Genomic DNA, 23526 nt, shown 5'->3' with positions numbered 1-23526 from the left:
TCCTAAGTTAGTTGAGCTCTTACATACTCCTGTTCAGCGGCCTTTCTATACCAAGACACCGCCTCTTTGTCATCTTGAGAGACACCTCGGCCATTTTCGTACATCCATCCTAAATTGTTTTGAGCTCTAGCGTACCCCTGCTCAGCGGCCTTTCTATACCAAGACACCGCCTCTTTATCATCTTGAGAGACACCTCGGCCTTCGTCGTACATCCATCCTAAATTGTTTTCAGCGCTCGCCTCCCCCTGCTCAGCTGCCTTTTTATACCAAGACACCGCCTCTTTATCATCTTGAGAAATACCTCGGCCTTCTTTATACATCCATCCTAAGTTAGTTTGAGCTCTCGCGTACCCCTGCTCAGCGGCCTTTCTATACCAAGACACCGCCTCTTTATCATCTTGAGAAACACCTCGGCCTTCTTTATACATCCATCCTAAGTTAGTTTGAGCGCTCGCATCCCCCTGCTCAGCGGCCTTTCTATACCAAGACACCGCTTCTTTGTCATCTTGAGAGACACCTCGGCCTTTTTTGAACATCCGTCCTAAATTGGTTTGAGCTCTTGCATATCCCTGCTCCGCGGCCTTTCTATACCAAGACACTGCTTGTGTATCGTCCTGAGATACACCTTTTCCTTCTTCATATATAACGCCTAGATTAAATTGACCATGAGCGTCCCCTTGCTCTGCCTGTTGAAAGTATGCAGCTTTTTTTGCTTCAATATCTTCTTGATGTCGATCTTGAGTGCACCCAGCCAAGCTAATAGAAACTATTAAGAAAATTAAAATTCGCATCTCTGACTCTGTTGTATAAGTAATAATTATTTATGTGTGTAACTTGTAATCTCCACAAAATCTATGACAAGTAGTAGCAAAGTCGCTATAGCGGCCTTTAAATAGCAAGTAATAAGATAATGCGATCTTCTCTTTGTGACTTTTTATAAAATCAATAAGTTAGAAGAAAGTCAATCGAGTGAATTGCTTATTGTTGCATATGTTGAATATTTACTGTGTTTGAGTGAATTCTAGTCGGGAAAGGCTCGTCGCTAAATTGTGTAGAGTATTCAATCTGTCAAATATACGAGCAGGGATGTGTCAGTCGAGAATCAACCGACTCGACTATTGAGAAGTTAACTAGGAATAAGTTCTCGAGGGTTAAACTTAACAAGTTCAGTAGCTGAAACTCCTGTGTTGCGTACATAACGAGTCACAAAGTTGTGCCCCCTCACGCATAACACAACTAGCTCCTCTAATGACTCACAGAACTCGAAAACAAATTGATAATCACCACACCTGCCAGAATCAAAGCGATACCGATGATCGCGAAGATATCCAGTTTTTGCCCGTAGACTAACCAAGACAAAGCTGCGACTAGCACTATCCCTGCCCCACACCAAATCGCATACGCCACACCTAAAGACATGGTTTGCACTGTGAGAGACAACAGATAAAAGGCACAGCCGTAGCTAGCCAATACCGCGGCAGTGGCAGGTAGAGAAGTAAACTGCTGCGTTTTAGGTAATAGAGAAGTGGCGACAACTTCAAGCATAATAGCGAGTGAAAGCATCACTGGAGGTGGGAGAGATAAAAGCATGTTTGAGTCTACAACGAGAAAATAGGCGGAAAGCTTACGTCCCATTTGTTTCTAATAAATGTCTTACCTACATAGTTCCTGTTTACAGTGTCCTTAGATTTTCTGAGTAACTAACCCTCCTTTCAGAATTCTTCTTAATACACCCATTATTACAAATACGTAATAATCATTTTCTATTTAAGGGGATTATCAAAGCATGCACTCACACCTATACTAGCTCCAACAAAACGAGAGAGCGGAAACAATTAAGCTCAACTACGCTTAACGGGTTGAATTTAATTGCACGGTTATCCGCTGTACTGACATATATAGGAAACATCCAATGACAATCGAAATTAAACCTGGTCAAACTCATATCAAATCAAAAGCAATGGTTGCATGGGCAGCTGGCGAGCCACTAAAAATGGAAGAAGTTGATGTACAACTTCCTAAAGCTGGTGAGGTTCTAGTTCGCATCGTTGCTACTGGTGTTTGTCACACTGACGCATTCACATTATCAGGTGACGATCCAGAAGGTATCTTCCCTTCAATTCTTGGTCACGAAGGTGGCGGTATCGTTGAGATGATCGGCGAAGGCGTTACAAGTGTTGAGATTGGCGACCACGTTATCCCACTTTACACCGCTGAATGTGGCGAATGTAAATTCTGTAAATCTGGTAAAACTAACCTGTGCCAAGCCGTTCGTGAAACGCAAGGTAAAGGCCTAATGCCAGACGGTACAAGCCGCTTTTCTATTAATGGCGAAACGATTTTCCATTACATGGGCTGCTCGACTTTCTCTGAGTACACAGTACTTCCAGAAATCTCACTAGCGAAAGTAAGCAAAGAAGCACCACTTGAAGAAGTTTGTCTTCTAGGTTGTGGTGTAACAACGGGTATGGGCGCGGTACTGAACACAGCTAAAGTTGAAAAAGGCGACAACGTTGCTGTATTCGGCCTAGGTGGTATCGGTCTTTCTGCAATCATTGGTGCTCGCATGGCTGGTGCTGACCGCATCATCGGTGTAGATATCAACGAGAGCAAATTCGAGCTAGCAAAACAGCTTGGCGCAACTGACTGCATCAACCCAACTAAATTCGACAAGCCAATCCAAGACGTTATCGTTGAGATGACAGACGGCGGTGTTGAGTACTCTTTCGAGTGTATCGGTAACGTAAACGTAATGCGTCAAGCACTTGAGTGCTGTCACAAAGGTTGGGGCGAATCAGTAATCATTGGTGTTGCAGGTGCAGGTCAAGAGATCTCAACTCGTCCATTCCAACTAGTGACTGGTCGTGTATGGCGTGGTTCTGCTTTCGGTGGTGTTAAAGGCCGCTCTGAGCTTCCAGAAATCGTTAACCGTTACATGGCAGGTGAGTTTGGTCTGCAAGAGTTCATCACTCACACAATGGGTCTGCAAGACGTAAACGAAGCATTCGACCTAATGCACAAAGGTGAATCTATCCGTACTGTTCTACATATGGATAAGTAATTCTCCTTGGTCTCGGCACTTAGGTGTCGAGACCACAGTTCTGACTTAAACATCAGAGCGAAACTGTCTTCACCACCTCCTGCCCGGTGGGTGGTGAAACTTTAAATGATATAGACATGTTATTCCCCAAAACCATCAACCTAACGGAGCACAATAGATGACAATCGAAAACATTAGCCAAGCAAAGGTTGCTGGTGGTTGGCACAAACAATACACCCACTTTTCTGCAACGCTTGACTGCAACATGCGTTTTGCGATTTTCTTGCCGCCTAACGCAAGCAAAGAAAACCCAGTTCCTGTTTTGTATTGGTTATCAGGCTTGACCTGTACCGATGAAAACTTCATGCAAAAAGCCGGCGCGTTCAAAGCTGCGGCTGAGCAAGGCATCGCTATTGTTGCACCCGATACAAGCCCACGTGGCGAAGGCGTTGCCGACAATGAAAGCTACGATCTCGGCCAAGGTGCAGGCTTCTATGTGAATGCCACTCAAGCACCATGGGACAGCCATTACCACATGTACGATTACGTGGTAACAGAGCTCCCAGCGCTGATTGAATCTTTCTTCCCAGTAACATCTGTGAAATCGATTTCTGGTCACAGCATGGGCGGACACGGTGCCCTAACGATTGGCATCAAGAACGAAGATAGCTACCGTTCTATCTCGGCATTCAGCCCAATCACCAACCCAATGCAATGCCCTTGGGGACAGAAAGCATTCAACCAATATCTAGGCTTAGATATTGAAGAGTGGAAACACTACGATGCCTCTGAGCTTCTCAAAACCAATGGCACTAAGCTGCCAATGTTGGTTGACCAAGGCGAAGCGGACAACTTCCTAATTGAGCAGCTTAAACCTGAGCAATTAGTCGAAGCGGCTAAGGTAACTAATGCCGATTTAGAGCTACGTATGCAGCCAGGTTACGACCACAGCTACTACTTCATCTCTAGCTTTATTGATGAACACATTGAGTTCCACGCAGCTTACTTAAACAAGTAGCCAGATGAATTTAGCCCGCACCTTGCAAAAGCGTGAGGTGCGGGCTTTTTTGTGCCTGCTATTTGGGCTAGTCCGCTGTAACTCAATAGCAGCAACAACGATTCACTCTTTCAAACATCCCGCTATACCAACAAAACAATACAACTAAAGGTACGACTATGAGCTGGTTTTTCTTAATGATGGGCGTGATGGCAGAAGCACTTTCTCACGTAGCACTTAAAGCAACCGACGGTTTCAGCTTATCTAAACCTATCCCTGCTTTATTGGTGATTTCAGGACACTTGGCGGCATTTCTATTTTTGAGCCAAGCTATGAAAGGGATGCCAGTTGGTGTGGTTCACTCTTTGTGGGCAGGTTTAGCTATCGTGACAGTGAGTCTGATTTCTACGTTCGTTTACCGCCAGCACCTCGATACCATGGTGTGGATCGGCATGTTATTCGTTGCGGCTGGTGTTGTGATGATAAACCTGTCGCAAGGTCACTCGCACTAGTGTAGATAATGACTTATGAACAGTGTGTCAATTCGTTCAAATTTCCTAACAGACAGGTGTCACCTTCACTTATTCATACTCTTACAATCAACAAATCAAACCTGTTACCATAGCGCCTTCAACATCACCTATTTTGAAGGTTGCTATGAAAGCAATTAAGACTCTTTTCTTCCTGATGGTTTTATTGAGCGGTCTGTTTACCGCTTGGCTGTTTATCCCGATTCCAGCGACCATGGACAAGCAAACGCTCGACGTTCCATTAACGGAACCATTCAAGCTTGTGGCGTACCGCAGCAACCCGAATGATGCGAGCAAGCCACTGACTTACCACTACTATGTGATTTCAGATGTGGTTGGCGTGGACGACATGGACCCGTTCCTAGTTACCACAGACCAGTTCGTGAAGCTTGGTGAATTCGACGAGAACACATTCAACTTAACAGTTAACGGTAAGATCGAGAGCTACACCAACGATTTGTGGATCAAAAAGGCCGACGGCAAACTGCAACACTGGTACGTAAGTGTTGACGCTAACTATGTTCGCTAAGATCGAGCTGCCATAGACCCTATTTCAAGACTGCGCTTTGGCTTCCAAGCGCAGTTTTTTGTTTCTAGCGCAATTTTTGTTCCAAGCCGCCCGCTATGCACTCTCCTACCTTTTCCACTTTCACCCGCGACTGTCCTTTCTCTCAAGGTGATACAGACAATCTAAATATCACAAGCAGTGCAGGTGTTATCAGCCCTTAAGATGTTATAAGCTCCACCTATGCTCGACTCCCAATAAATCAAAAATAATAAAGGATCACTCGTGGAATTTACGCTCGACAAATTTAACGGCATCATCATTGACCCAGCAACAGCCCCTCACGATGCTGACTCATTCAATGCCGAACTTAGCCAGATCACCGAATTTTCAAAGCAGAATAACAAAGGCATCATTTGGATTAGTTTACCTATTTCACTCTCGCACCTTATTCCGGTGGCGACTGAGCTTGGCTTTGTGTTTCACAATTGTTTGGAAGACGAAATTACGCTGATCCATAAATCCGAGATTGTAGAGTTTGTGCCTTTCATCCCTACCCACACCTTGGGTGCTGGCGCGTTGATCACCAACGAACACAACCAAGTGCTGATGATTAAAGAGTACGGTATGACTGGCTACAAGTTACCTGGCGGCCATATTGAGTTGGGTGAAGGTATTGAGGAATCGGTTGTTCGAGAAACCTTGGAAGAGACAGGTATCGAAGCCACATTCGTTTCGGTGGTTGGCATGGCGACAAGACACCCGTATCAGTTTGGCAAATCAAACCTCTACTTTATTTGTCACCTTATCGCTCAAACTCAAGATATCGCGATTCAAGACACTGATGAAATTGCAGAAGCTAAATGGATAGATGTTGAAGAGTATATTAACAACCCCGACAGCTACCCGTTTAACCGCCAATTGGTCGGCTCTCTGATAGGAAAGCAAGGATTAGAGCTTACTCAGCTAGAAGGCAACTATGGCCCAGTCCACAAGCCCGAGATCTTCTTTTCGAAAAGCTAGACCAATTCAAACATAAAAACGCCCAACTCAATTGAATTGGGCGTTTTGCTTTCACTTTTTATTTTTCTTAATTAAGCCAACTGCGTTGTTAGTTATTCTTTGTACCTATGATTCATTCTCATACTTTTAGAAAGAACCAGTATTAGAAGAAACCCAACGGATTAGTATCGTAGCTGATCAACAGGTTCTTGGTGTTTTGGTAGTGATCGAGCATCATTTTATGTGTCTCACGACCAATGCCTGATTTCTTATAACCACCGAACGCGGCATGTGCTGGATAAGCGTGGTAACAGTTCACCCAAATACGCCCCGCTTCGATGTTGCGCCCCATGCGATACGCTAGGTTTGCATCACGCGTCCATACGCCTGCACCCAAGCCATACTCGGTATCGTTAGCGATTTCTAACGCTTCCGCTTCGTCTTTAAACGTCGTTACTGCGATAACAGGGCCAAAGATCTCTTCTTGGAATACGCGCATCTTATTGTGCCCTTCCAGCATGGTTGGCTGAATGTAATAACCGTTGCCGAGATCATCTGGTTGTTGCGCAATTTCACCACCTGTTAGCACTTTCGCACCTTCTTGACGACCGATTTCTAGGTAACTCAGAATCTTATCGAACTGCTCTTTAGAAGCTTGTGCGCCCACCTGAGTATCGGTATCTAACGGGTTACCTTGTTTAATAGTTTGAGCACGCTCGACTACCTTTGCGATGAACTTGTCGTATACCGATTCATGAATCAACACACGTGATGGACAAGTACACACTTCACCTTGGTTGAAGAACGCAAGCAACATGCCTTCGACACACTTATCGAGGTATTCGTCTTCATGGTTAAAGATGTCTGGGAAGTAGATATTTGGAGACTTACCTCCAAGCTCTACCGTTGATGGAATCAAGCTTTCAGCCGCACATTTCAAGATGTGGTGGCCGACTTCTGTTGAGCCAGTAAACGCCAACTTCGCCAAACGATCGCTAGTTGCTAATGCTTGACCTGCTTCGCTACCAAAACCATTCACAATGTTGACTACGCCTGCAGGTAGAAGATCAGCGATCTTCTCCATCATCACCAAAATCGATGTCGGTGTTTGCTCGGCGGGTTTCATCACCACACAACAACCCGCAGCAAGTGCTGGAGCCAGTTTCCAAGCCGCCATTAAAATAGGGAAGTTCCAAGGAATGATCTGCCCCACCACACCAATAGGTTCTGGGAAGTGGTAGCTTGCGGTGTTTGAATCTAGCTCTGCTGCGCTGCCTTCTTGCGCTCGAATACAGCCCGCAAAGTAACGGAAGTGATCTACAACCAAAGGAATGTCTGCTGCCAAAGTTTCACGCACAGGCTTGCCGTTTTCCCACGTCTCGGCGACTGCGATTTCTTCAAGGTTCGCTTCAATACGGTCAGCAATTTTAAGTAGGATGTTGGAGCGCTCAGTCACACTGGTCGAAGCCCAACTAGCACGAGCAGCATGCGCCGCATCAAGTGCCAAGCTAATGTCGGCCTCTGTTGAGCGTGCTACTTGGCAATACACCTGACCATTCACTGGGGAAGTGTTATCAAAATACTCGCCGCTGACAGGCTTCACCCACTCGCCACCGATAAAGTTATCGTATTGCGCTTTAAAGTTCACCACTGCGTTATCACTACCCGGCTGTGCGTAAATCATAGTTAGATCCTTCTTAGATTTTTAATCGTTGTTCATTCGTTATTGAGCTTATGTTGTCGAGCTAGCATGGCGGCTTCTCTTGAGAAGAGATCACGTGAGAAGAAAGCTCGTAAGAAGAGAGCCACCATGTTTATGCTTTCTGTTTAAAACACTGATACTTCGTGTTTTCTTCACAACAGTAACAACGCAAATCACACGCCAGAACTTCAAAACTTGTTGTTAATAAATTGTAAAACTATGATTACCAAACGTTTACAACCCAAAGTGAGTTGGCATTGAACGGACGTCTGGAAACCACACCAGTGTTCAACTGTTCCAAATTGGTACACCCTCACTGTTACGACATGGAACAGTCATGCACCTTCAACAAGCAAACACCTCAGATTGGCTTTCATCCTCTTGGCACCGCAGCACAGAAGCGGGGCTAAAACAGAGACGACTTCCCGAAGACATTCGCCTGCCACAATCGATTCTTAAGCAGCGACGACATCAATCTTCTGACTTAATCAACATCGTCGAACGTAATGCGCTGCCTTTGTTTAATCAGATGTTTGCACGCACCGACAGTCGTTTGATTCTGACCGACATTGAAGGGGTGATTCTGGCGAGTTGGGGACAGGAGCGGTTTAAGGAGAAGCTGACATCAATTGCACTCAGCTCTGGAGCCTGTTGGCAGGAACAACTGAAAGGCACCAACGCGATTGGCACCGCCATTGTTGAAGCCAAGCCAGTATCCATCATTGGCGAACAACACTTCATCCACCAGCACCGATTTATCAGTTGCTCAGCAAGCCCTGTGTTCGACCATCAAGGTCAAATGGTTGGCATATTGGACATCACCAGCGAGCAGCAACAACACGACAGTTCTGTCCAATTGCTGGTTCAAAATATGGTTCAGCTTGTTGAGAACCAGCTACTGAGTCATATCCCACAAGGCACCACTCGTATTGACCTCGCGTGTGAAAAATCGTTATTACACAGTGGTTGGCAAGGGATAGTAATAGCCAATGAAGCCGGTGAGGTAGTGGCGCACAATCAGGTCGCCTCTCAGCTGCTGGATCAAACCTCGATCGTCGGCGAATGCATAGATACCCTCTTCAACCGAACCTCATTAGACACGCCCTTTGTGTTTGAGAAACTGCATCTCAAACAAACAACCACCAAACGCACGCGCTCCATTTCAGAATCGTGTGATCTGCACCATGGCGAACAACAGATAGAACACGCTTGGCAGCAAGCCAACAAAGTTATCGACAAAGGAATCAGCCTATTAATCCTAGGAGAAACAGGGGTCGGAAAAGGCGAATTTGTTAAAGCATTACACAAACAGAGCCAACGCAAATCGTCGCCTCTCGTGGCGGTGAATTGTGGCGCGCTACCGAAAGATCTTATCGAATCAGAACTGTTTGGTTACGCACCGGGCGCGTTTACTGGCGCAAGCCACAAAGGTTTCCAAGGTAAGATCCGCCAAGCAGACAAGGGAATTCTGTTTCTAGATGAGATCGCCGACATGCCATTGGAGGCTCAATGTCGATTGCTGCATGTTCTGCAAGACAAATCCGTAGTGCCTGTTGGCTCAAATCAGAGCTATCAAGTCGATTGTCAGATCATCGCCGCAACTCATAAAAACCTAGAACAGTTGGTCGCTACGGGGGAATTTAGACAAGATCTCTTTTACCGCCTGAATGGCTTGGCTTTTACTCTGCCAAGCTTGCAACACCGACAAGACAAGCACGCCCTAATCGAACACATTCATCGTAAATATACCGAAGACGAACAGACAATCTGCCCGCACTTAATGAGCTTACTGTGCGCCTATTCTTGGCCAGGCAATATTCGCGAGTTAGATAATTTACTTAAGGTCGCCGCCCTACTCGCGAGTGATGAACCACAGCTCACGCTAGAACATGTACCTAGCCACCTTGCTCAACATCTCACGTCGTTAGCACACGATAATCAGCATCAACTAATGACTCCTAATGCCATCAAAGGTACAGCGAGTAACGATTTAAGAAGTACCGTTGAAGAAACCTTGCTGCAAACGTATCAAGCGAACCAAGGCAACATCAGCAAGACATCTCGAATACTCGGCATCAGCCGCAATACCATTTATCGAAAGCTAAAGAGCTTGGGGATTCTTCAATAAAACATGCACAATGATTTGGTTCCTCAGATTGAACATGCAACGCATAAATACACACTTTACAAGTGGATATAATGCGCTTGGGATTAAATTAAAGCGTGAGCAAAGTCACGTAATGAGTAATCCATATTCAGGACACTCTCAAACTACAACTTCTTGATTTACCGACAAATAAATATCATCAATAAATTTAAAAGATCAATGAATACAAATAGCTAATGAAATAATTACGGCCATTTCCTTGCCTTATAGAACACGCCCAAAAGATATAAATCTGAGCACTATGCAATCCTATTTATAATTTTGATCACCCTATTCTTTTTGTGTTCATTATTTTGAATTTTCCATTCACTTATCTTGTTTAAAATCTCTGGAAAACTACCACTATTTGGCTACAGGGATCTTATGTTTAACAGTATACGTACGCGAATTGCGGTGAGTGCAGGTGGAGCGATGGCTTTCACTCTGTTGATCGCAATGGGCATGACCACCAGCGCCTTTACCGATGTGAACAAACAAGTCACTGAAAAAGTAAAGACGCAGCTGACAGACGCCACAACGACAGATTTACAAAACACAGCCATTCAACAAGGTTTGAACATTGCCAACCAACTTGATCCTGTACTAGCAAACCTTAAGCAAGCACGATCCATTATTGAGTTAAGTTCAGAAACCAACGCAAGCGCAGACCTTATCGTTAAACAGTTTACTGCCGCATTGGAAGCACAAAACAAAGCTGTATTTGCTGGCTACATGGTTTGGGAGAACAAGACTTGGCCACAACAAACCGATCTGAATAACGAGATCAGCTTGGACACCGAATTAGGCTTTAACAGTCAGGGCTACCTTGCGCCTTTCTTCTCTCCAAATGATCAGAACAGCTTTGACGCCGTCGCAATGGAGAGCTTCAGCAATACCGAACTCAACAGCAACGGTGAGCGCAAAGACGACTGGCACTTAATGCCATACCAAACCGGTAAGACATTTGTGATGGAACCCTATTTCTATCCAGTTCGCGGCAAGCAAGAGCTCATCACTACCATCAGCCAACCAATCAAACAAGACGGGAAAATCATTGGCTCAATTGGCTTTGACTTGTCTTTGTTTGAGCTTCAAAGCCAAAGCGAATTGCTTGCACGTAACTTGTTTGATGGCGAAGGAAAAATCCTTATTACATCATGGAAAGGCATAACTCTCGCCAACAGCCGAGCTGGAAACATGGTGGGTAAAAGAGTCTCTTCTGAATTGGAATCCGAATGGTCGACAATTCAATCTATCGCTAAGCGAGAAGGGGCTGGTCTTGTTAATTTCGGCGGCGATGAGTACGCAATAACAGCCATTGATACGAGTGATGCGCCATGGGTAGTCATGGTGTCAGTTCCCAGTAGTCACCTTACAAAAAGCGTCGACGACTACACACAATGGAGTGATGCACAGAATTCAAAAGCACTTGAAAAAGGTGTGTGGGCGGGGATCATCGCAGCTATTCTAGGCATTGCCTCAATGGCATTCATTGCCAATTCTCTGGGCAAGGTTCTAAACAACTTAGTGGAGCGCTTTAAAGATGCAGCACAAGGCGAAGGCGACTTAACTTACCGCATTGAAGTGAAAGGAAAAGATGAAACCGCTCAGCTTGCACACTGGTTCAATACTTTCCTATCTCGTATGCAAGAGATGCTACTTACCGTTATGGTAACGGCCGACCAAGTAGATAAAAACGCAACAGAAGGTCAAGCTCGTGCGGAAGTTTCACGTGACCAGTTGAACTCTCAGGTTAACGAGGTGAACTCACTTGCCACAGCCATTAATGAAATGAGTGCGACAGCGCAAGAAGTGGCAAGCTCAGCCGTTCAAGCAGCCGCAGCAGCAAGCCAAGTACAAAGCAACAGTCTCAATGGCATGACACGCATGGACAATGCCGCCAGCGCTGTAGACAGCTTGGCTGTGCAGGTAAATGACGCACAGCAACAAACGCAAAATTTGGTCGATTCGAGCACCGCTATTCAGGGTATCTTGAGCGAGATTGGTGGTATTGCAGAACAAACCAACTTACTTGCGCTTAATGCCGCTATTGAGGCAGCACGTGCGGGTGAAGCAGGACGAGGCTTTGCTGTCGTGGCAGATGAAGTGCGTAACCTCGCAAATCGCACTCAAGGTTCGACAGAAGAGATTCGCTCGATGCTGGCTCGCCTAGAGCAAGAGACTCAATCTATCGTGATATTGATGGAGCAAAGCCAGAAGCAAGCGAATGACACCAAAGGGGAAACCCAAGCAGCACATCTAGCACTATCTGAAATCAACCAAGCGATTGAAGTGATTAACGACATGAACAATCAGATTGCGTCCGCGGCTGAAGAGCAAAGCTCAGTATCAGAAGAGATTAACCGCAATGTAGTGATCATCAATGACACCGCTGTGGAAGTGATGGGCACCATGACATCATCAGTAGCAATCAGTAATGAGCTGACAGTGAAAGCCGGAGATTTGCACGGTGAGTTAAGCAAGTTCAAGCTTTCTTAACTCACGTTCAGTCTTCCATAAAAATAAGGCCGATAAACGCAATGTTTTCGGCCTATCTATTTTAGTTCCGCACTCAACATTACCCTCACCGAGCAAAAATCTAATTGGAGTCTAACTCCACAAGCTGATTGAGTACCTCTTTATCCAATACCGGATGATGCTTACTCGCTAGGATCAGCACAATATCGACCGAAGGCAACGGTGGCATATCATCGAGGATTCTCAAATCTGAAGTCACGCTCAGTTTACCCATCGCACCAATGGCCAAACCCGCTTTGACGATGGCACGTTGTGCAGAAGCGGTATTACTGCACACCAATAACTGATAAGGCGTGCCCTGCTTAGTTAAACCATTCACTGCTGCAGCGTGATATTTACAGTCCGTTTGAAACAAAGCTAATGGAACAGGCTTGGAACCATCAAACGCATAATCAGGGCTACTAATCCAAACCCCAATATCACTGGTGAGCCAATGCCCCTCTTCGCTGTCGGGCGCTCGAGTGACAATCGCCGCATCTAAACGGCCATCATCCAACCACTCTCTGAGCGTAATGCTCGGCAGGCTAAATATTTGAATAGAACAGGTGGGTTCTGCTTTCTGCAACAGGCGAATCACTTTTGGCAGAATAGTGTCGTTGTAGTCTTCAGGGCAGCCGAGTCGCAGAGGTTGTTTGTCTTCGTAACGCTTTACTTGCTTGAGGGCTGTATTGTGGAGCGCGACCAACTGTTCGGCATGAGAACGCAGCGCTAAGCCTGCTTCAGTGAGTATTAAGTTACGCCCTTCTTTTTGGAAAAGAGTGACGTTGAGTTCTTCTTCCAACTTACGCATCTGAGCACTGAATGCCGATTGGGTGCGATTTATCTGTTTCGCTGCACGTGTGAAACTACTGGTTTCCACAAACGCGAGAAAACCTCGCAAAGCATCAATATCCATATTGAAATCACCACCCATCGTTTTTATTAATGTATTGCATCAAAATTATCCGTTAGTACGCCGCAATACAATCCCCTAAGCTCAAATGCATGCCCCTAGGCTCAATACATACCCACTAAACGCAAGGAAGCAACTATGCAGCTTTATATTGGAAACCAGAACTACTCAACTTGGTCACTGCGCGCATGGCTAATATTCGATAACTACAACCTCAATGCAGAAGTCATCAAGCTCAAGCTATTCACCTCTGATTTTTACGACACTCTGGCGAAAGTGACGCCAACGGCCAAGGTTCCAACCCTAGTTGACGGCGACGTTGCGGTGTGGGATTCATTGGCCATTCTCGAATACGTTAACGACGCCCACTTGAACGGTGCAGCGTGGCCTAGCTCAGTGAAAGAACGCGCCCATGCCCGAGCAATTTCTGCAGAGATGCACTCTGGATTTTTCGCCGTCAGAAATGAAATGCCGATGAACTGCCGCGCTCAACGAAAGCTTGCTTTGAGTGAAGAAGCATTGAAAGACATCGCTCGTATTGATGCCATATGGTCGACGCAAATGGAACAATATCCAAAAGGTTGGTTATTTGGTGAATGGTCGATTGCCGATGCGATGTTTGCACCTGTGGCTTTACGTGTAGAAACCTATGGCATCCAACTTTCCGAAAAGGCATCACAGTATCAACAACGCGTGCTCAACAGCCCATCAATACAAAAATGGCTAGCAGAGGCAAGCTTAGAAACCGATGTGGTTGAAGAAGATGAGGCGGGAAAGCCTGTATAAAATACAAGACACCCTTTCAAGGCTCACCAGTCTGTGAGCCTTTATTTAAACCTTAATAATTTGGTCGATTGTGATCACCGAATCACAATGTGCAGATGTGATTGTTTATATTCAACGAAATTCAAATCATTAAGATAAACATCATGTTACGAGCAACGATCGCATTACTCAGCGTGGCCAGTTTCACTGTATCTGCCAATGTCACTCTTCCCACTGGAGAAGACTGGATCAATCATGCTTCTAAAGGGCTTGCACCTTATTGGCTAATGCCTAGCGCCCAGGGGGAACCGGTAGGCAACTTCCCTACTTTCCGCTGTGATGATGGTACCTTGCTCGATGTATCTGATGTGTGTCCTGAATTGAACAAAGGCTGGATCACTCCGCACTTTGGCAAGGAGTTTACACGCATGAAATCACGCCAAACCTATGCCTACGGCGTGCTCTACCACCTTACTGGTGATAAGCAGGCTTTAGCGCTTGCCAAACAAGGTGCCTACTACATCATTGATCAGCTAGAAGATAAGCAAAATGGTGGCTTTATCGGCTACACAAAAGAGGGAAAAGCAGGCCAGGATTGGCAGCAGCGTACCTCTCAAGATCAAGCGTATGCATTAGTTGGCCTTGCCATGTACTACTACCTGACCCAAGACAAAAAGGTAGAAGAAGCACTCATCGCCCAACAAGCTTTTATCTTTGATAAATATCGACTTAGCGACAACAGTGGTCTTGCTTGGGTACTTGCTGACGGTGAAGATGGCAGTGCAAAACGACGCGAACTGGTCGCGCAACTTGATCAAATAAACGGCTACCTGTTATTAGTCGCTCCTCTGCTCAAAGAGCCCATCAAATCAAAATGGCTTGATGACTTAAACTGGCTCACGCAAGCCATGATTGACCAATACCATTCTGAAGATGAACAACGCTTCTACGGGGCTATTCACGATAAAGCTGCGATGATGCCGAATGCCAATCACAACGATTTTGGGCACACCATCAAAGCATATTGGATGACCTATCTAACCGGTCATGCATTAGATAATTCCGATTGGTCGGAGTTTGGTTTAGACGGCATGAAACACACTCTGGATCAGGCGCAATATCAGAAAGACTTTGCCAATGTATCTAACTACTTTGGTGAGCGACTTCAGAAAATGTGGCAAGGGCAAGATATCACGGGCTGGCAAAGCAGACCGCACAGTCAGTGGGCGTCATCATGGGAGTGGGCTGAGCTTGATCAAGCGGCCATGACGGTTTCGCTGGTCGATGGTTCAATGAAAGACGTCCTGCAATACACCCTACCGACCTTTCATGATGTATGGGTCGACCACAAATATGGTGGCGTTGGGCTTGCTCCTAAGCGAACTAAAGCTTTCCATTGGGGCAATGGCTATCACCAATTTGAACATGCGCTGATTGGCTATTTATATGCTCAGCAAGTTGACGCTAAACTGGCTGTATTGCACTACGCAAGACCGACCAACAGCAATATGCCAATGGAACCGTATTACTATCAAGGGGACGTGGTTAAGTTGGAGAACCTAGACGATGGAACTAAGAAGGTCAGCTTCAACAACATTCGACCTTAATATCTGATATTCGCTCATCGATACTTTTAGCTGTGGTTTACGGTTAAGACGAAAAAGATGAGTGACTAGCTGTTCGCAAAGCCTGAGAAGAAAAGATGCTTTTCAGGCTTTTGAAATACAGTGGAACAACATTTATTGATAGGGTTTGAAATGACTTTATGAACAAATTTTCACGATCAAGTAAATCTTATCGGGCCTCAGTGAGACAGTATAAGACATCGAAAAAATCACTTCTTATTATTCTGCTCAACCAGCTTTTCATTCCACGCTTCGTTGCCGTCTCGCTTACTGACATCATACTCAGAACAGAACTGCGATATGGTCATGTTGTTATCGCCCGTCGCTAACTTTAATGCCAACTGAACTTGTTGAAGCTTGCTTTGAAGGCGAAGGTTTTGGCCTGCCTTTGGGCTTTTTTCTTTGGCGAACTTTAAAGCGGCGTGTTTACGCTCGGCAGCGCCAGCTCGGCGATCCGCTTCTGATAATAGATATTTTAGCTGCGCGACACTCTTGCCCTTCTTAAAGGCAGGCTCAAGCAACTCAACGCATTCATCAAATGATGGATTTATAACATATGGATCAATTCTATGCGCTTGTTGACGCATCCACTCTAGCGCGAGCTTTTCATCTGACATTTTGCAATCTTTACCAATAAAACAGCCGTACATGGTATCGCTCAATAGCAAACCGCTGCAATAAAAAATTGAGTAACTTTTGCCTTTTTAATTAGAGCTTGTCGTTAAGTATCAATAACACCAAATCCAACCGCTGCCTTAACCCCGCAACGAAGAGCCAAACTTGACGCTATTGATACCTCATTCGGCCTTTTTAACGCATCACAAACAGCTCTTCGTGATAATTCTGGTCAACATTAAACTTGTACGCATCGAGTTCTTTTTTAAGCGACGTTGAGAACAACTCTGGCCCACAAAAATACAACTCATAAACGTTTAGATCACCACATTGACTCGCGATTCTCTCTGCATTTAATCGCGGAGAGTGCAAGGTATCTATTACGTTCAGCTTCACACCGACTTGATGCGCAAGGTGCCATAATTCATCGACTAAATGCTCATCGACACCGCGAGTACAGTAAAACAGTTCAATTCGAGGATGAGTTTTCTCTGTTTTGAGCGCTTCAAGCGTTGCAAAAAACGACGCTATTCCGACACCACCAGCAATCCAAATCTGTGGCTTGTTTAGGTCAAACTCAAGTCGACCATAAGGCCCTTCCACCGTAACCGCATCGCCCGCCTTTACTCGCTCAACTAACCCATTAGTAAAATCACCCAACTCTTTAATCAAGAAACGCAGTTCTGAGTCTTCGCTACCTGAAACAATAGTAAACGGATGAGGATCTTCATTACCAAAACGCAGATATGCGAACTGCCCTGCTTTGTGTCCTCGCCATGATGAACTTGGCTTTAGCACTAACTCCATCACTTCAGCTTTGGGAAAGTAGCGAATGGAAACGACAGAAGCAGAGTGACGATTACGACGCCCTACAAAGCCCAATAAACTGTAAATCGCCGCAACAGACCCAACCAAAGCAAATGCCACTGTTAGGTAGTAAATTGGTTCGCCCCAATAGGCATGTTTGAGAAGTAATACTGAGTGAAAAGCGATCAATAGGTACGCGACCGACATAAAACGATGTGACAGTTTAAACGGTTTGTATTTCACAGCCGCCCACAACGACGCCACCAGTAAAACAAGTAATAGGTAAAAGCCCCACTCTCCAATGTTTTCAGCAAAGCCGTGGAGTCCATTGACCCATGCTTCCCAACCAGACAATGTTCTTGCAGGGCCTGAACCATCGTGTCGAACAGGCTTAGCCAACACTTCAGACATCACTAGCCACTTAGGGATCTGGTACCACAACCAGTGTGTCACACCCAGTGCTACGCCGCCTATACCTAGCCATTTGTGGACTCGATACGCTTTATCCATACCGTTGAGCCAATTCTCAACCATAGGCAAACGCATCGCCAAAATCATGGTGATAGACATTAACATCAGAGACAAAATACCCGAGTACTAAATCAAGGCAGAGCGCCATTCAAATACGTTGTTTGAAGCGAAGAGTTGCGGTTCCATCGCAAACCAAAAGGCTGACATTGTGGCAATCATTGCCCAGATGATATTGCGGATTGATTTCATTTTTTAACACTCATAAAGACGACATCATTACTTTAGCTCCTGTGATGTAAAGCGACGTCAACATAGGTAAATCTATGCAAAGGATCTCGCCCGTTGTGCCGTAGCAGAGATAAAAGAGACGGGCTGCCCACGCCCAAACTAACCACTCTGCTGATCGATAGAGGATGCTTCTGCGTAAATATGAATTGGTTAGTGAACAAGTCGTCGAAATAAAAGTGAGAAGAAGAGAAAATATGAAGGAAATGACCCTTTCAAGACAAGATATCCAAGCAATGGATCAACGTGAGCGCGCTCGTTTAATTAACTCCTTATCGGGGTTCAAAAGCGCCAACCTTATTGGCACCTGCGATAAACAAGGGCTAGAAAATCTTGCTGTGGTGAGTTCTGTGGTTCACCTAGGGTCAAATCCCCCCTTGTTTGGCTTCATCGTCCGACCTGCAGAAAGTCGCCGTCATACATTAGAGAACATCCAAGAAACTCGACACTTCACCATCAACAGCATCGGTGCGGGCTTTGTTCAAAAAGCCCACCAAACTTCCGCTCGTTATCCTAAATCAATCTCAGAGTTTAACGCGGTCGGTCTCACGTCCTATTACGATGATGTGTTCCCTGCTCCGTTTGTCTTGGAAAGTCCTCTGAAAATAGGCTTGGCTTTCAAAGAACAAATCACAATTGAAAGTAACCAAACTCAAATGTTGATTGGTGAAGTTATTACAATTCACGCGCCAAAACGTGCCGTGATGCCGGACGGCTACCTAGATTTAGAAGCGTTAGATTTAGTCACTATTTCTGGGCTAGACAGCTATCATGTCACGCAGAGGCTACATCGTTTAAGCTATGCCAAGCCAAATAAGCCGCTGTTTCCACTGACCCACGAAGGTAGCCCAACCTCATGGGAAGCTTTCGAACACAATCTAACTCATTTTGTTCGGTAATTTACTCACAAAGGTGCTAACTTTCGTTCATAAATACTGTTCATAACGGTGTAGTTTAAAGAATATGACTCAATGCCCAGCATCCGATAAGAATGCTCCACTTAATTCTCATCTAACATCTTTATTTCCACCGAACACCTTTATTTCCACCTAACATCTTTCTCCAAGGACCCCTTTGAAGTTAACCCACTTTAAATACAAAACGCGCAAAGGCCCAGACTACCGACATGGCGATCAGGTGTCATTCATGGACATCAAACAGACCTTCGGTATGGGCAGCATCCGTGTGGGCGCTTGGGTAACGAAAGAAGAGAAAGAGCTAGCCGCGAATCTGATATTCGACTCGTTAGCCGACTTGGCTTACATCCTGGCTTTGCCACCAGAAGCAATTGGCCTTCGCGGCACATTAGGCTTAGCTTTCGGCAGTGGCGGAAGAAAAGGCGTACAAGCACACTACGCACCAAATCAAAGAGAGTTAGCCCTCGCTAAGAATGCAGGAGCTGGTGCGCTCGCTCACGAGTTTTGGCATGCGTTTGACCACTATATCGCTGAGAAGGCGTTTGAAATCGGCGATACCTCTGGCCCCAAAAAACACATCTTGTTCGCCAGTGACTGTTGGCTACACGATAGAAAGGTGCGACCTCATCCATTAAACGAGAGTTTGATGTCTGTGTTCGATGCCACACTACTCAGTGACAACAACCTAGATAAACACGACTACGTTGCACGCAGTGTTATTGCCGACAAAGCGACGTCTGCCCGCTACTTCTCACTACCCACAGAAATGATGGCGCGTGCCTTTGAAGCTACGATTGAGTCCTGCTCAGATATCGAGAATTCTTACTTAGTCGATGGCACGACCAAACCGGATATGTTCCCCCTCTATCCAGACCTCACGCATCGCAAAGAGATTTATCAAGCGCTGCAAGGTTACTTCGCGCCGTTGGGCCGATCTTTAAGTAAATAGCATTTTGAGTCAGTAACACTCTGCAGATTTACAGTGAGTGACATGTACCATAAGTTGATCATGTGTAACCTCTGAGATAACATGTACAACAAGCGGAACATGTACAATAGTTAATTCATGAATGATTAACTATTCTGTGTATATTGAAAGATTAAACATATCCAAAAACAACAGGGTAAATAAGTGATGAATATTGTTTCTTTTACTGAGGCCAGAAATAGCCTTAAGTCTGTGCTCGATAGAGTGGTAGACGATTCTGATGTTACGGTAATAACCAGACGAGATTCAGAAGATGCCGTGGTAATGTCTCTTGATCATTTTAATTCAATGCAAGAAACCTTGCACCTAATGAGCTCGCCTAAAAACGCTGAAAGATTGGCTGAATCCATTGCTCAACTCGAAGCCGGAAATACAACCGTTCGAGAATTAAATAATGACGAATGATCGAAAGATTGTATTTACAGATAATGCTTGGGAAGATTACCTATACTGGCAAACCCAAGACAAGAAAACGCTCAAGAAACTAAATAAGTTGATTGAAGCTGCCAAAAGAACGCCCTTTGAAGGGATTGGAAAGCCGGAGCCACTAGTCGGCAACCTGTCTGGATTTTGGTCAAGACGAATCGATGACAAGAATCGATTAGTGTATAAAGCAGATGACGATAACTTTTACATAATTGCTTGTCGTCACCACTATTAAAAGCAGTAAGCAGCACATAGAAAGGGCAGTAATGATCAGTTGGCCATCTTTGGTAAAACTCGACGGTGACGATGAGCTTATTTACGTCGCATCCGAACACGAATTTCGAGCAGAATGCTCAGACATGATCTTGGGCGAAGAGGATTACCTCATCGATTCAGTTGGCGACAGTTACTCGCTTCAATCGAGCTCAAACCAACTGTCTCTAGCGAAACGAGCAGACCAGTATTCAGTTGAAAGCGTGACCAAACTGATTCGAAATCACGAATTCCAGAAAGCCGAAGTGTGCCTGATGAAGATCCACTTCCTAACGATAGAAGAAGCGATTCAGTCTTTGGCTTTTGAGGCTCGCTAATACTGCTTAAGAGCTCGTATCAAAGCTAATTCCCAAGACAGATTAAACAAAAACAGCGCCAATTCAGGCGCTGTTTTTGTTTGTTGTCTAGCTATCTCAAAGAAAGCTAATTCATTAAGTGATAAAAATCTGTGCCAGTGCGTAGCCTAAGCAACATGCGCCTACTACACCGATTAAACCCACCGACATGAATGAATGGTTGAAGTACCACTTACCAATCTTGGTGGTGCCAGACACATCGAAGTTAACCGTTGCGATATCTGATGGGTAGTTCGGGATGAAGAAGTAGCCGTAAACCGCTGGCATCAAGCCGATCAACAAGGCTGGGTCTAGTCCTAAGCCAAGGCCAACCGGTAACATCATACGCGCAGTCGCGGCTTGAGAGTTCACCACAACCGATACGATGAATAGCGCTAGAGCAAACGTCCACGGGTAGTTGGTCACCATTTCCACGATGCCAGATTTGAACTGAGGCATTGCGTATTGGAAGTAAGTATCCGACATCCAAGCGATACCGAAGATAGCAATCGCCGCCACCATACCCGATTTGAATACCACGCCGTTTGGCACATCTCGCGGGTCAGTTTTGGTCGCCAGCAAGATGATACCGCCGAAGCAGAGCATCATCATTTGGATGATCACCGACATCTTGATTGGCTTGTCGCCGTCTACGATGGTTCTGATCTCTGGCACCATCGCCACGATAACAATCACCACAATCGACAATAGGAAAATCAATACTGCGTTACGAGCCGAAGTTGGAAGCACTTCATCCAAAGAGGTCGCGGTGGTGCTTTCAATGCGCTTTTTCCACTCTGGATCTTTTAGACGAGCTTGGTATTCAGGATCGTCGTTCAGTTCTTTGCCACGTTTCAAGCTATACAGAGAAAGCAAAAGTGTGCCGAACAAGGTTGCAGGAACCGTCACCATCAGAATAGAAAGCAGAGTAATAGAGTGTTGGATATCAGAAAGTTGCGCGAGGTAATAGACCACAGCAGCAGAAATTGGTGATGCCGTGATAGCCAATTGAGACGCAACAGACGCAGCCGCCATTGGGCGCTCAGGACGAATACCATTCTTCAACGCAACATCGCCGATGATTGGCATAATTGAGTAAACCGCGTGGCCAGTACCCAATAAGAAAGTCATCGAGTAAGTCACGAACGGTGCTATCAAGGTGACACGTTTCGGGTTCTTTCTCAGTACCCTTTCCGCAACTTGAAGCATGTATTTCAAGCCACCAGCCGCTTCGAGGATCGAAGCACAGGTAACAACAGCGAGGATGATCAGCATTACGGTGACAGGTGGAGACGTTGGTGGCATCTTGAAGACAAACACCTCGATAACCAAGCCAATCCCAGAAACAACACCTAAGCCAATACCGCCATACCGAGACCCGATATAAAGTACGACTAATAAAAATAGAAACTCAAAATACAACATAAGCAACCTTGCTAAAAATGTGGACTAATTATATTTTGTCCTTTAGTTCAGCCTTTTACTTATTACTTGGTCACACTATGATTGCAGGCTTCCGCAAATTGTTTTTTATAAGATTATGGTCACGCTAACACGTCTGTAAGTTTATGAATTGTAATAGGAAGCTAGGCACTCAACCGAGATTTGTTATGTATGATAACTATTATTGTGTCTGTTAGAACCGCATGACCTATCAAACATCAGACTCATAACTGAACGATATTATTCCAACGCAAGTTAATCAGGTTTCGCCTCATCTAGAAGCATATTACCGATACAATTCGGCATATTCTTACTGAACACTGACTCGCCTATCTCCAGGCACTATGTCAAAATACTCGCCCTCACGACGACAACACATAAAGAACCACGGATATGAATTTTCAAGCTGCTATTTTTGATATGGATGGACTGCTGCTCGACACCGAGCGACTTTGTATGCAGGTTTTTGAAGAAGCATGTCACGCGCAAGGTGTTCCGTTTTTGCAGGATGTTTACCTAGGCATCATTGGCTGTAACGCAAAAACCATCGAACAGATTTTTAGAAATGGCTACGGTGAAGGGCTAGATTACCCAGCGCTGAACAATGAATGGCGCACTCGCTACAGTGCGATTGTTAAGCACCAGGCTATCCCAGTTAAAGATGGCGTGATTGAGCTTCTTGAATGGCTGAAATCAAACGACATTCCAATCGCGGTGGCGACCTCGACTCAGCTTGATATCGCTAAAAAGAAGCTTGAGCTGGCTGGCCTAGATTCTTACTTCACCTCACTAAGCACAGGCTGTGAAGTGACCAACGGTAAACCTCACCCCGAGATCTACCTGCTAGCGGCAGAACGCCTAGGTGTTGCCCCTGAAACCTGCCTAGCGTTTGAAGACTCAAACAACGGTATTCGCGCATCAATGGCAGCCAACATGATCAGCTTCCAGATCCCTGATTTGGTTGAGCCTTGCGAAGAAGTAAAAGCGCTTGGTCACACGATCAGCCCTTCTCTGCATCATGTGTTAGCGCAGCTTCAACAAGCTGCAGCTTAGGCTCTTATTACCGTTGATAACGCTTTAATCAACACAGAATAACCTTTCTATTAAGCCGACTCACAGAGTCGGTTTTTTTGTGGCTATTCCTTTTATAAAAGATAAAAACTCGCGCTTGAAACTGTTAAAGTCGATATGAAACGACACTGATCGATAAGCAACATTGATAAT

21 protein-coding genes and 1 pseudogene are annotated in these 23526 nt (G+C 45.3%); 15 read left to right on the top strand and 7 right to left on the bottom strand.

Features of this window, described 5'->3' with window-relative positions; all coding sequences use genetic code 11:
• Nucleotides 1–2: 2 nt before the first annotated feature.
• Nucleotides 3–791: a tetratricopeptide repeat protein gene (locus OCU90_RS26145; protein ID WP_276307594.1), complete on the bottom strand. Its 789-nt coding sequence runs from the start codon at nt 789–791 to the stop codon at nt 3–5.
• A 454-nt stretch (nt 792–1245) separates the two neighbouring features.
• On the bottom strand, nt 1246–1590 hold the full coding sequence (locus tag OCU90_RS25325; protein ID WP_061021497.1) for a DMT family transporter: 345 nt from the start codon (nt 1588–1590) through the stop codon (nt 1246–1248).
• Nucleotides 1591–1912: 322 nt separating this feature from the next.
• Here OCU90_RS25325 and OCU90_RS25320 point away from each other — a divergent pair, with 322 nt between their 5' ends.
• The 5 genes from OCU90_RS25320 to OCU90_RS25300 all read left to right on the top strand — a co-directional run bounded on the left by OCU90_RS25320 (nt 1913) and on the right by OCU90_RS25300 (nt 6095).
• Nucleotides 1913–3061, top strand: a complete 1149-nt coding sequence (locus OCU90_RS25320; protein ID WP_012601124.1) for an S-(hydroxymethyl)glutathione dehydrogenase/class III alcohol dehydrogenase — start codon at nt 1913–1915, stop codon at nt 3059–3061.
• 157 nt (nt 3062–3218) lie between these two features.
• On the top strand, nt 3219–4058 hold the full coding sequence (gene fghA / locus OCU90_RS25315) for an S-formylglutathione hydrolase (protein ID WP_017083095.1): 840 nt from the start codon (nt 3219–3221) through the stop codon (nt 4056–4058).
• 158 nt (nt 4059–4216) lie between these two features.
• Complete coding sequence (locus tag OCU90_RS25310; protein ID WP_009846216.1) at nt 4217–4549, top strand: DMT family transporter; 333 nt, start codon at nt 4217–4219, stop codon at nt 4547–4549.
• A gap of 145 nt (nt 4550–4694) precedes the next feature.
• Nucleotides 4695–5096, top strand: a complete 402-nt coding sequence (locus tag OCU90_RS25305) for a hypothetical protein (protein WP_017083094.1) — start codon at nt 4695–4697, stop codon at nt 5094–5096.
• Nucleotides 5097–5357: 261 nt separating this feature from the next.
• Nucleotides 5358–6095 carry an NUDIX domain-containing protein gene (locus tag OCU90_RS25300; RefSeq protein WP_061021391.1) on the top strand — a complete coding sequence of 246 codons (738 nt, stop codon included), beginning with the start codon at nt 5358–5360 and terminating at the stop codon, nt 6093–6095.
• A 142-nt stretch (nt 6096–6237) separates the two neighbouring features.
• Here OCU90_RS25300 and exaC read toward each other — a convergent pair whose 3' ends face one another.
• The gene (gene exaC / locus OCU90_RS25295; RefSeq protein ID WP_016785531.1) at nt 6238–7758 is read right to left on the bottom strand and encodes an acetaldehyde dehydrogenase ExaC; all 1521 of its coding nucleotides are present in this window, start codon (nt 7756–7758) and stop codon (nt 6238–6240) included.
• Nucleotides 7759–8113: 355 nt separating this feature from the next.
• On the opposite strand from exaC, the gene OCU90_RS25290 reads away from it, so the two are divergent.
• Both OCU90_RS25290 and OCU90_RS25285 read left to right on the top strand, forming a co-directional pair.
• On the top strand, nt 8114–9904 hold the full coding sequence (locus OCU90_RS25290; RefSeq protein WP_061021389.1) for a sigma-54-dependent Fis family transcriptional regulator: 1791 nt from the start codon (nt 8114–8116) through the stop codon (nt 9902–9904).
• 402 nt (nt 9905–10306) lie between these two features.
• Nucleotides 10307–12421, top strand: a complete 2115-nt coding sequence (locus OCU90_RS25285; RefSeq protein WP_061021387.1) for a methyl-accepting chemotaxis protein — start codon at nt 10307–10309, stop codon at nt 12419–12421.
• A gap of 100 nt (nt 12422–12521) precedes the next feature.
• Here OCU90_RS25285 and OCU90_RS25280 read toward each other — a convergent pair whose 3' ends face one another.
• The gene (locus OCU90_RS25280; RefSeq protein WP_061021385.1) at nt 12522–13373 is read right to left on the bottom strand and encodes a LysR family transcriptional regulator; all 852 of its coding nucleotides are present in this window, start codon (nt 13371–13373) and stop codon (nt 12522–12524) included.
• 117 nt (nt 13374–13490) lie between these two features.
• On the opposite strand from OCU90_RS25280, the gene OCU90_RS25275 reads away from it, so the two are divergent.
• Nucleotides 13491–14138: a glutathione S-transferase family protein gene (locus OCU90_RS25275; RefSeq protein WP_061021383.1), complete on the top strand. Its 648-nt coding sequence runs from the start codon at nt 13491–13493 to the stop codon at nt 14136–14138.
• 143 nt (nt 14139–14281) lie between these two features.
• Complete coding sequence (locus OCU90_RS25270) at nt 14282–15724, top strand: AGE family epimerase/isomerase (RefSeq protein ID WP_061021382.1); 1443 nt, start codon at nt 14282–14284, stop codon at nt 15722–15724.
• A 227-nt stretch (nt 15725–15951) separates the two neighbouring features.
• Here the strand turns inward: OCU90_RS25270 and OCU90_RS25265 are convergent, their stop codons facing one another.
• Nucleotides 15952–16359: a hypothetical protein gene (locus OCU90_RS25265; RefSeq protein WP_026012354.1), complete on the bottom strand. Its 408-nt coding sequence runs from the start codon at nt 16357–16359 to the stop codon at nt 15952–15954.
• A gap of 193 nt (nt 16360–16552) precedes the next feature.
• Nucleotides 16553–17884 (bottom strand): annotated as a pseudogene (locus tag OCU90_RS25260) (ferredoxin reductase family protein).
• 233 nt (nt 17885–18117) lie between these two features.
• On the opposite strand from OCU90_RS25260, the gene OCU90_RS25255 reads away from it, so the two are divergent.
• The 5 genes from OCU90_RS25255 (at nt 18118) to OCU90_RS25235 (ending at nt 20841) form a co-directional block, all read left to right on the top strand.
• Nucleotides 18118–18819, top strand: coding sequence for a flavin reductase family protein (locus tag OCU90_RS25255; protein ID WP_061021380.1), 702 nt, complete (start codon nt 18118–18120; stop codon nt 18817–18819).
• A gap of 175 nt (nt 18820–18994) precedes the next feature.
• Nucleotides 18995–19786, top strand: coding sequence for a CLCA_X family protein (locus OCU90_RS25250; RefSeq protein WP_061021378.1), 792 nt, complete (start codon nt 18995–18997; stop codon nt 19784–19786).
• Between the two features lie 186 nt (nt 19787–19972).
• Entirely contained in the window at nt 19973–20230 is a 258-nt protein-coding gene (locus tag OCU90_RS25245; RefSeq protein ID WP_061021376.1) for a type II toxin-antitoxin system Phd/YefM family antitoxin, read from the top strand.
• A complete protein-coding gene (locus tag OCU90_RS25240) occupies nt 20220–20486 on the top strand; it encodes a Txe/YoeB family addiction module toxin (RefSeq protein WP_017069754.1) in 267 nt (88 codons plus the stop codon). The genes OCU90_RS25245 and OCU90_RS25240 overlap by 11 nt, the downstream gene beginning before the upstream one ends.
• Nucleotides 20487–20517: 31 nt before the next feature.
• The gene (locus tag OCU90_RS25235; RefSeq protein WP_061021374.1) at nt 20518–20841 is read left to right on the top strand and encodes a DUF4144 domain-containing protein; all 324 of its coding nucleotides are present in this window, start codon (nt 20518–20520) and stop codon (nt 20839–20841) included.
• Between the two features lie 114 nt (nt 20842–20955).
• Here the strand turns inward: OCU90_RS25235 and OCU90_RS25230 are convergent, their stop codons facing one another.
• Nucleotides 20956–22284, bottom strand: a complete 1329-nt coding sequence (locus tag OCU90_RS25230; RefSeq protein WP_061021373.1) for an anaerobic C4-dicarboxylate transporter — start codon at nt 22282–22284, stop codon at nt 20956–20958.
• Nucleotides 22285–22695: 411 nt separating this feature from the next.
• On the opposite strand from OCU90_RS25230, the gene OCU90_RS25225 reads away from it, so the two are divergent.
• The gene (locus OCU90_RS25225) at nt 22696–23355 is read left to right on the top strand and encodes an HAD family hydrolase (RefSeq protein ID WP_061021371.1); all 660 of its coding nucleotides are present in this window, start codon (nt 22696–22698) and stop codon (nt 23353–23355) included.
• Nucleotides 23356–23526 lie beyond the last annotated feature (171 nt).

Source organism: Vibrio splendidus, assembly GCF_024347615.1.
GTDB classification, from domain to species: Bacteria; Pseudomonadota; Gammaproteobacteria; order Enterobacterales; family Vibrionaceae; genus Vibrio; species Vibrio splendidus.
Note: the sequence above shows the minus strand (reverse complement) of the source record. Positions and strands in the feature narration are given on the sequence as shown.

Coding starts and splice junctions, on each gene's coding strand:
- OCU90_RS25320 (WP_012601124.1), top strand. CDS start 1,913: ATGACAATCGAAATTAAACCTGGTCAAACTCATATCAAATCAAAAGCA.
- OCU90_RS25240 (WP_017069754.1), top strand. CDS start 20,220: ATGACGAATGATCGAAAGATTGTATTTACAGATAATGCTTGGGAAGAT.
- OCU90_RS25235 (WP_061021374.1), top strand. CDS start 20,518: ATGATCAGTTGGCCATCTTTGGTAAAACTCGACGGTGACGATGAGCTT.
- OCU90_RS25325 (WP_061021497.1), bottom strand. CDS start 1,590: ATGCTTTTATCTCTCCCACCTCCAGTGATGCTTTCACTCGCTATTATG.
- OCU90_RS25255 (WP_061021380.1), top strand. CDS start 18,118: ATGAAGGAAATGACCCTTTCAAGACAAGATATCCAAGCAATGGATCAA.
- OCU90_RS26145 (WP_276307594.1), bottom strand. CDS start 791: ATGCGAATTTTAATTTTCTTAATAGTTTCTATTAGCTTGGCTGGGTGC.
- OCU90_RS25290 (WP_061021389.1), top strand. CDS start 8,114: ATGCACCTTCAACAAGCAAACACCTCAGATTGGCTTTCATCCTCTTGG.
- fghA (WP_017083095.1), top strand. CDS start 3,219: ATGACAATCGAAAACATTAGCCAAGCAAAGGTTGCTGGTGGTTGGCAC.
- OCU90_RS25270 (WP_061021382.1), top strand. CDS start 14,282: ATGTTACGAGCAACGATCGCATTACTCAGCGTGGCCAGTTTCACTGTA.
- OCU90_RS25310 (WP_009846216.1), top strand. CDS start 4,217: ATGAGCTGGTTTTTCTTAATGATGGGCGTGATGGCAGAAGCACTTTCT.
- OCU90_RS25280 (WP_061021385.1), bottom strand. CDS start 13,373: ATGGGTGGTGATTTCAATATGGATATTGATGCTTTGCGAGGTTTTCTC.
- exaC (WP_016785531.1), bottom strand. CDS start 7,758: ATGATTTACGCACAGCCGGGTAGTGATAACGCAGTGGTGAACTTTAAA.
- OCU90_RS25275 (WP_061021383.1), top strand. CDS start 13,491: ATGCAGCTTTATATTGGAAACCAGAACTACTCAACTTGGTCACTGCGC.
- OCU90_RS25285 (WP_061021387.1), top strand. CDS start 10,307: ATGTTTAACAGTATACGTACGCGAATTGCGGTGAGTGCAGGTGGAGCG.
- OCU90_RS25305 (WP_017083094.1), top strand. CDS start 4,695: ATGAAAGCAATTAAGACTCTTTTCTTCCTGATGGTTTTATTGAGCGGT.
- OCU90_RS25225 (WP_061021371.1), top strand. CDS start 22,696: ATGAATTTTCAAGCTGCTATTTTTGATATGGATGGACTGCTGCTCGAC.
- OCU90_RS25230 (WP_061021373.1), bottom strand. CDS start 22,284: ATGTTGTATTTTGAGTTTCTATTTTTATTAGTCGTACTTTATATCGGG.
- OCU90_RS25245 (WP_061021376.1), top strand. CDS start 19,973: ATGAATATTGTTTCTTTTACTGAGGCCAGAAATAGCCTTAAGTCTGTG.
- OCU90_RS25265 (WP_026012354.1), bottom strand. CDS start 16,359: ATGTCAGATGAAAAGCTCGCGCTAGAGTGGATGCGTCAACAAGCGCAT.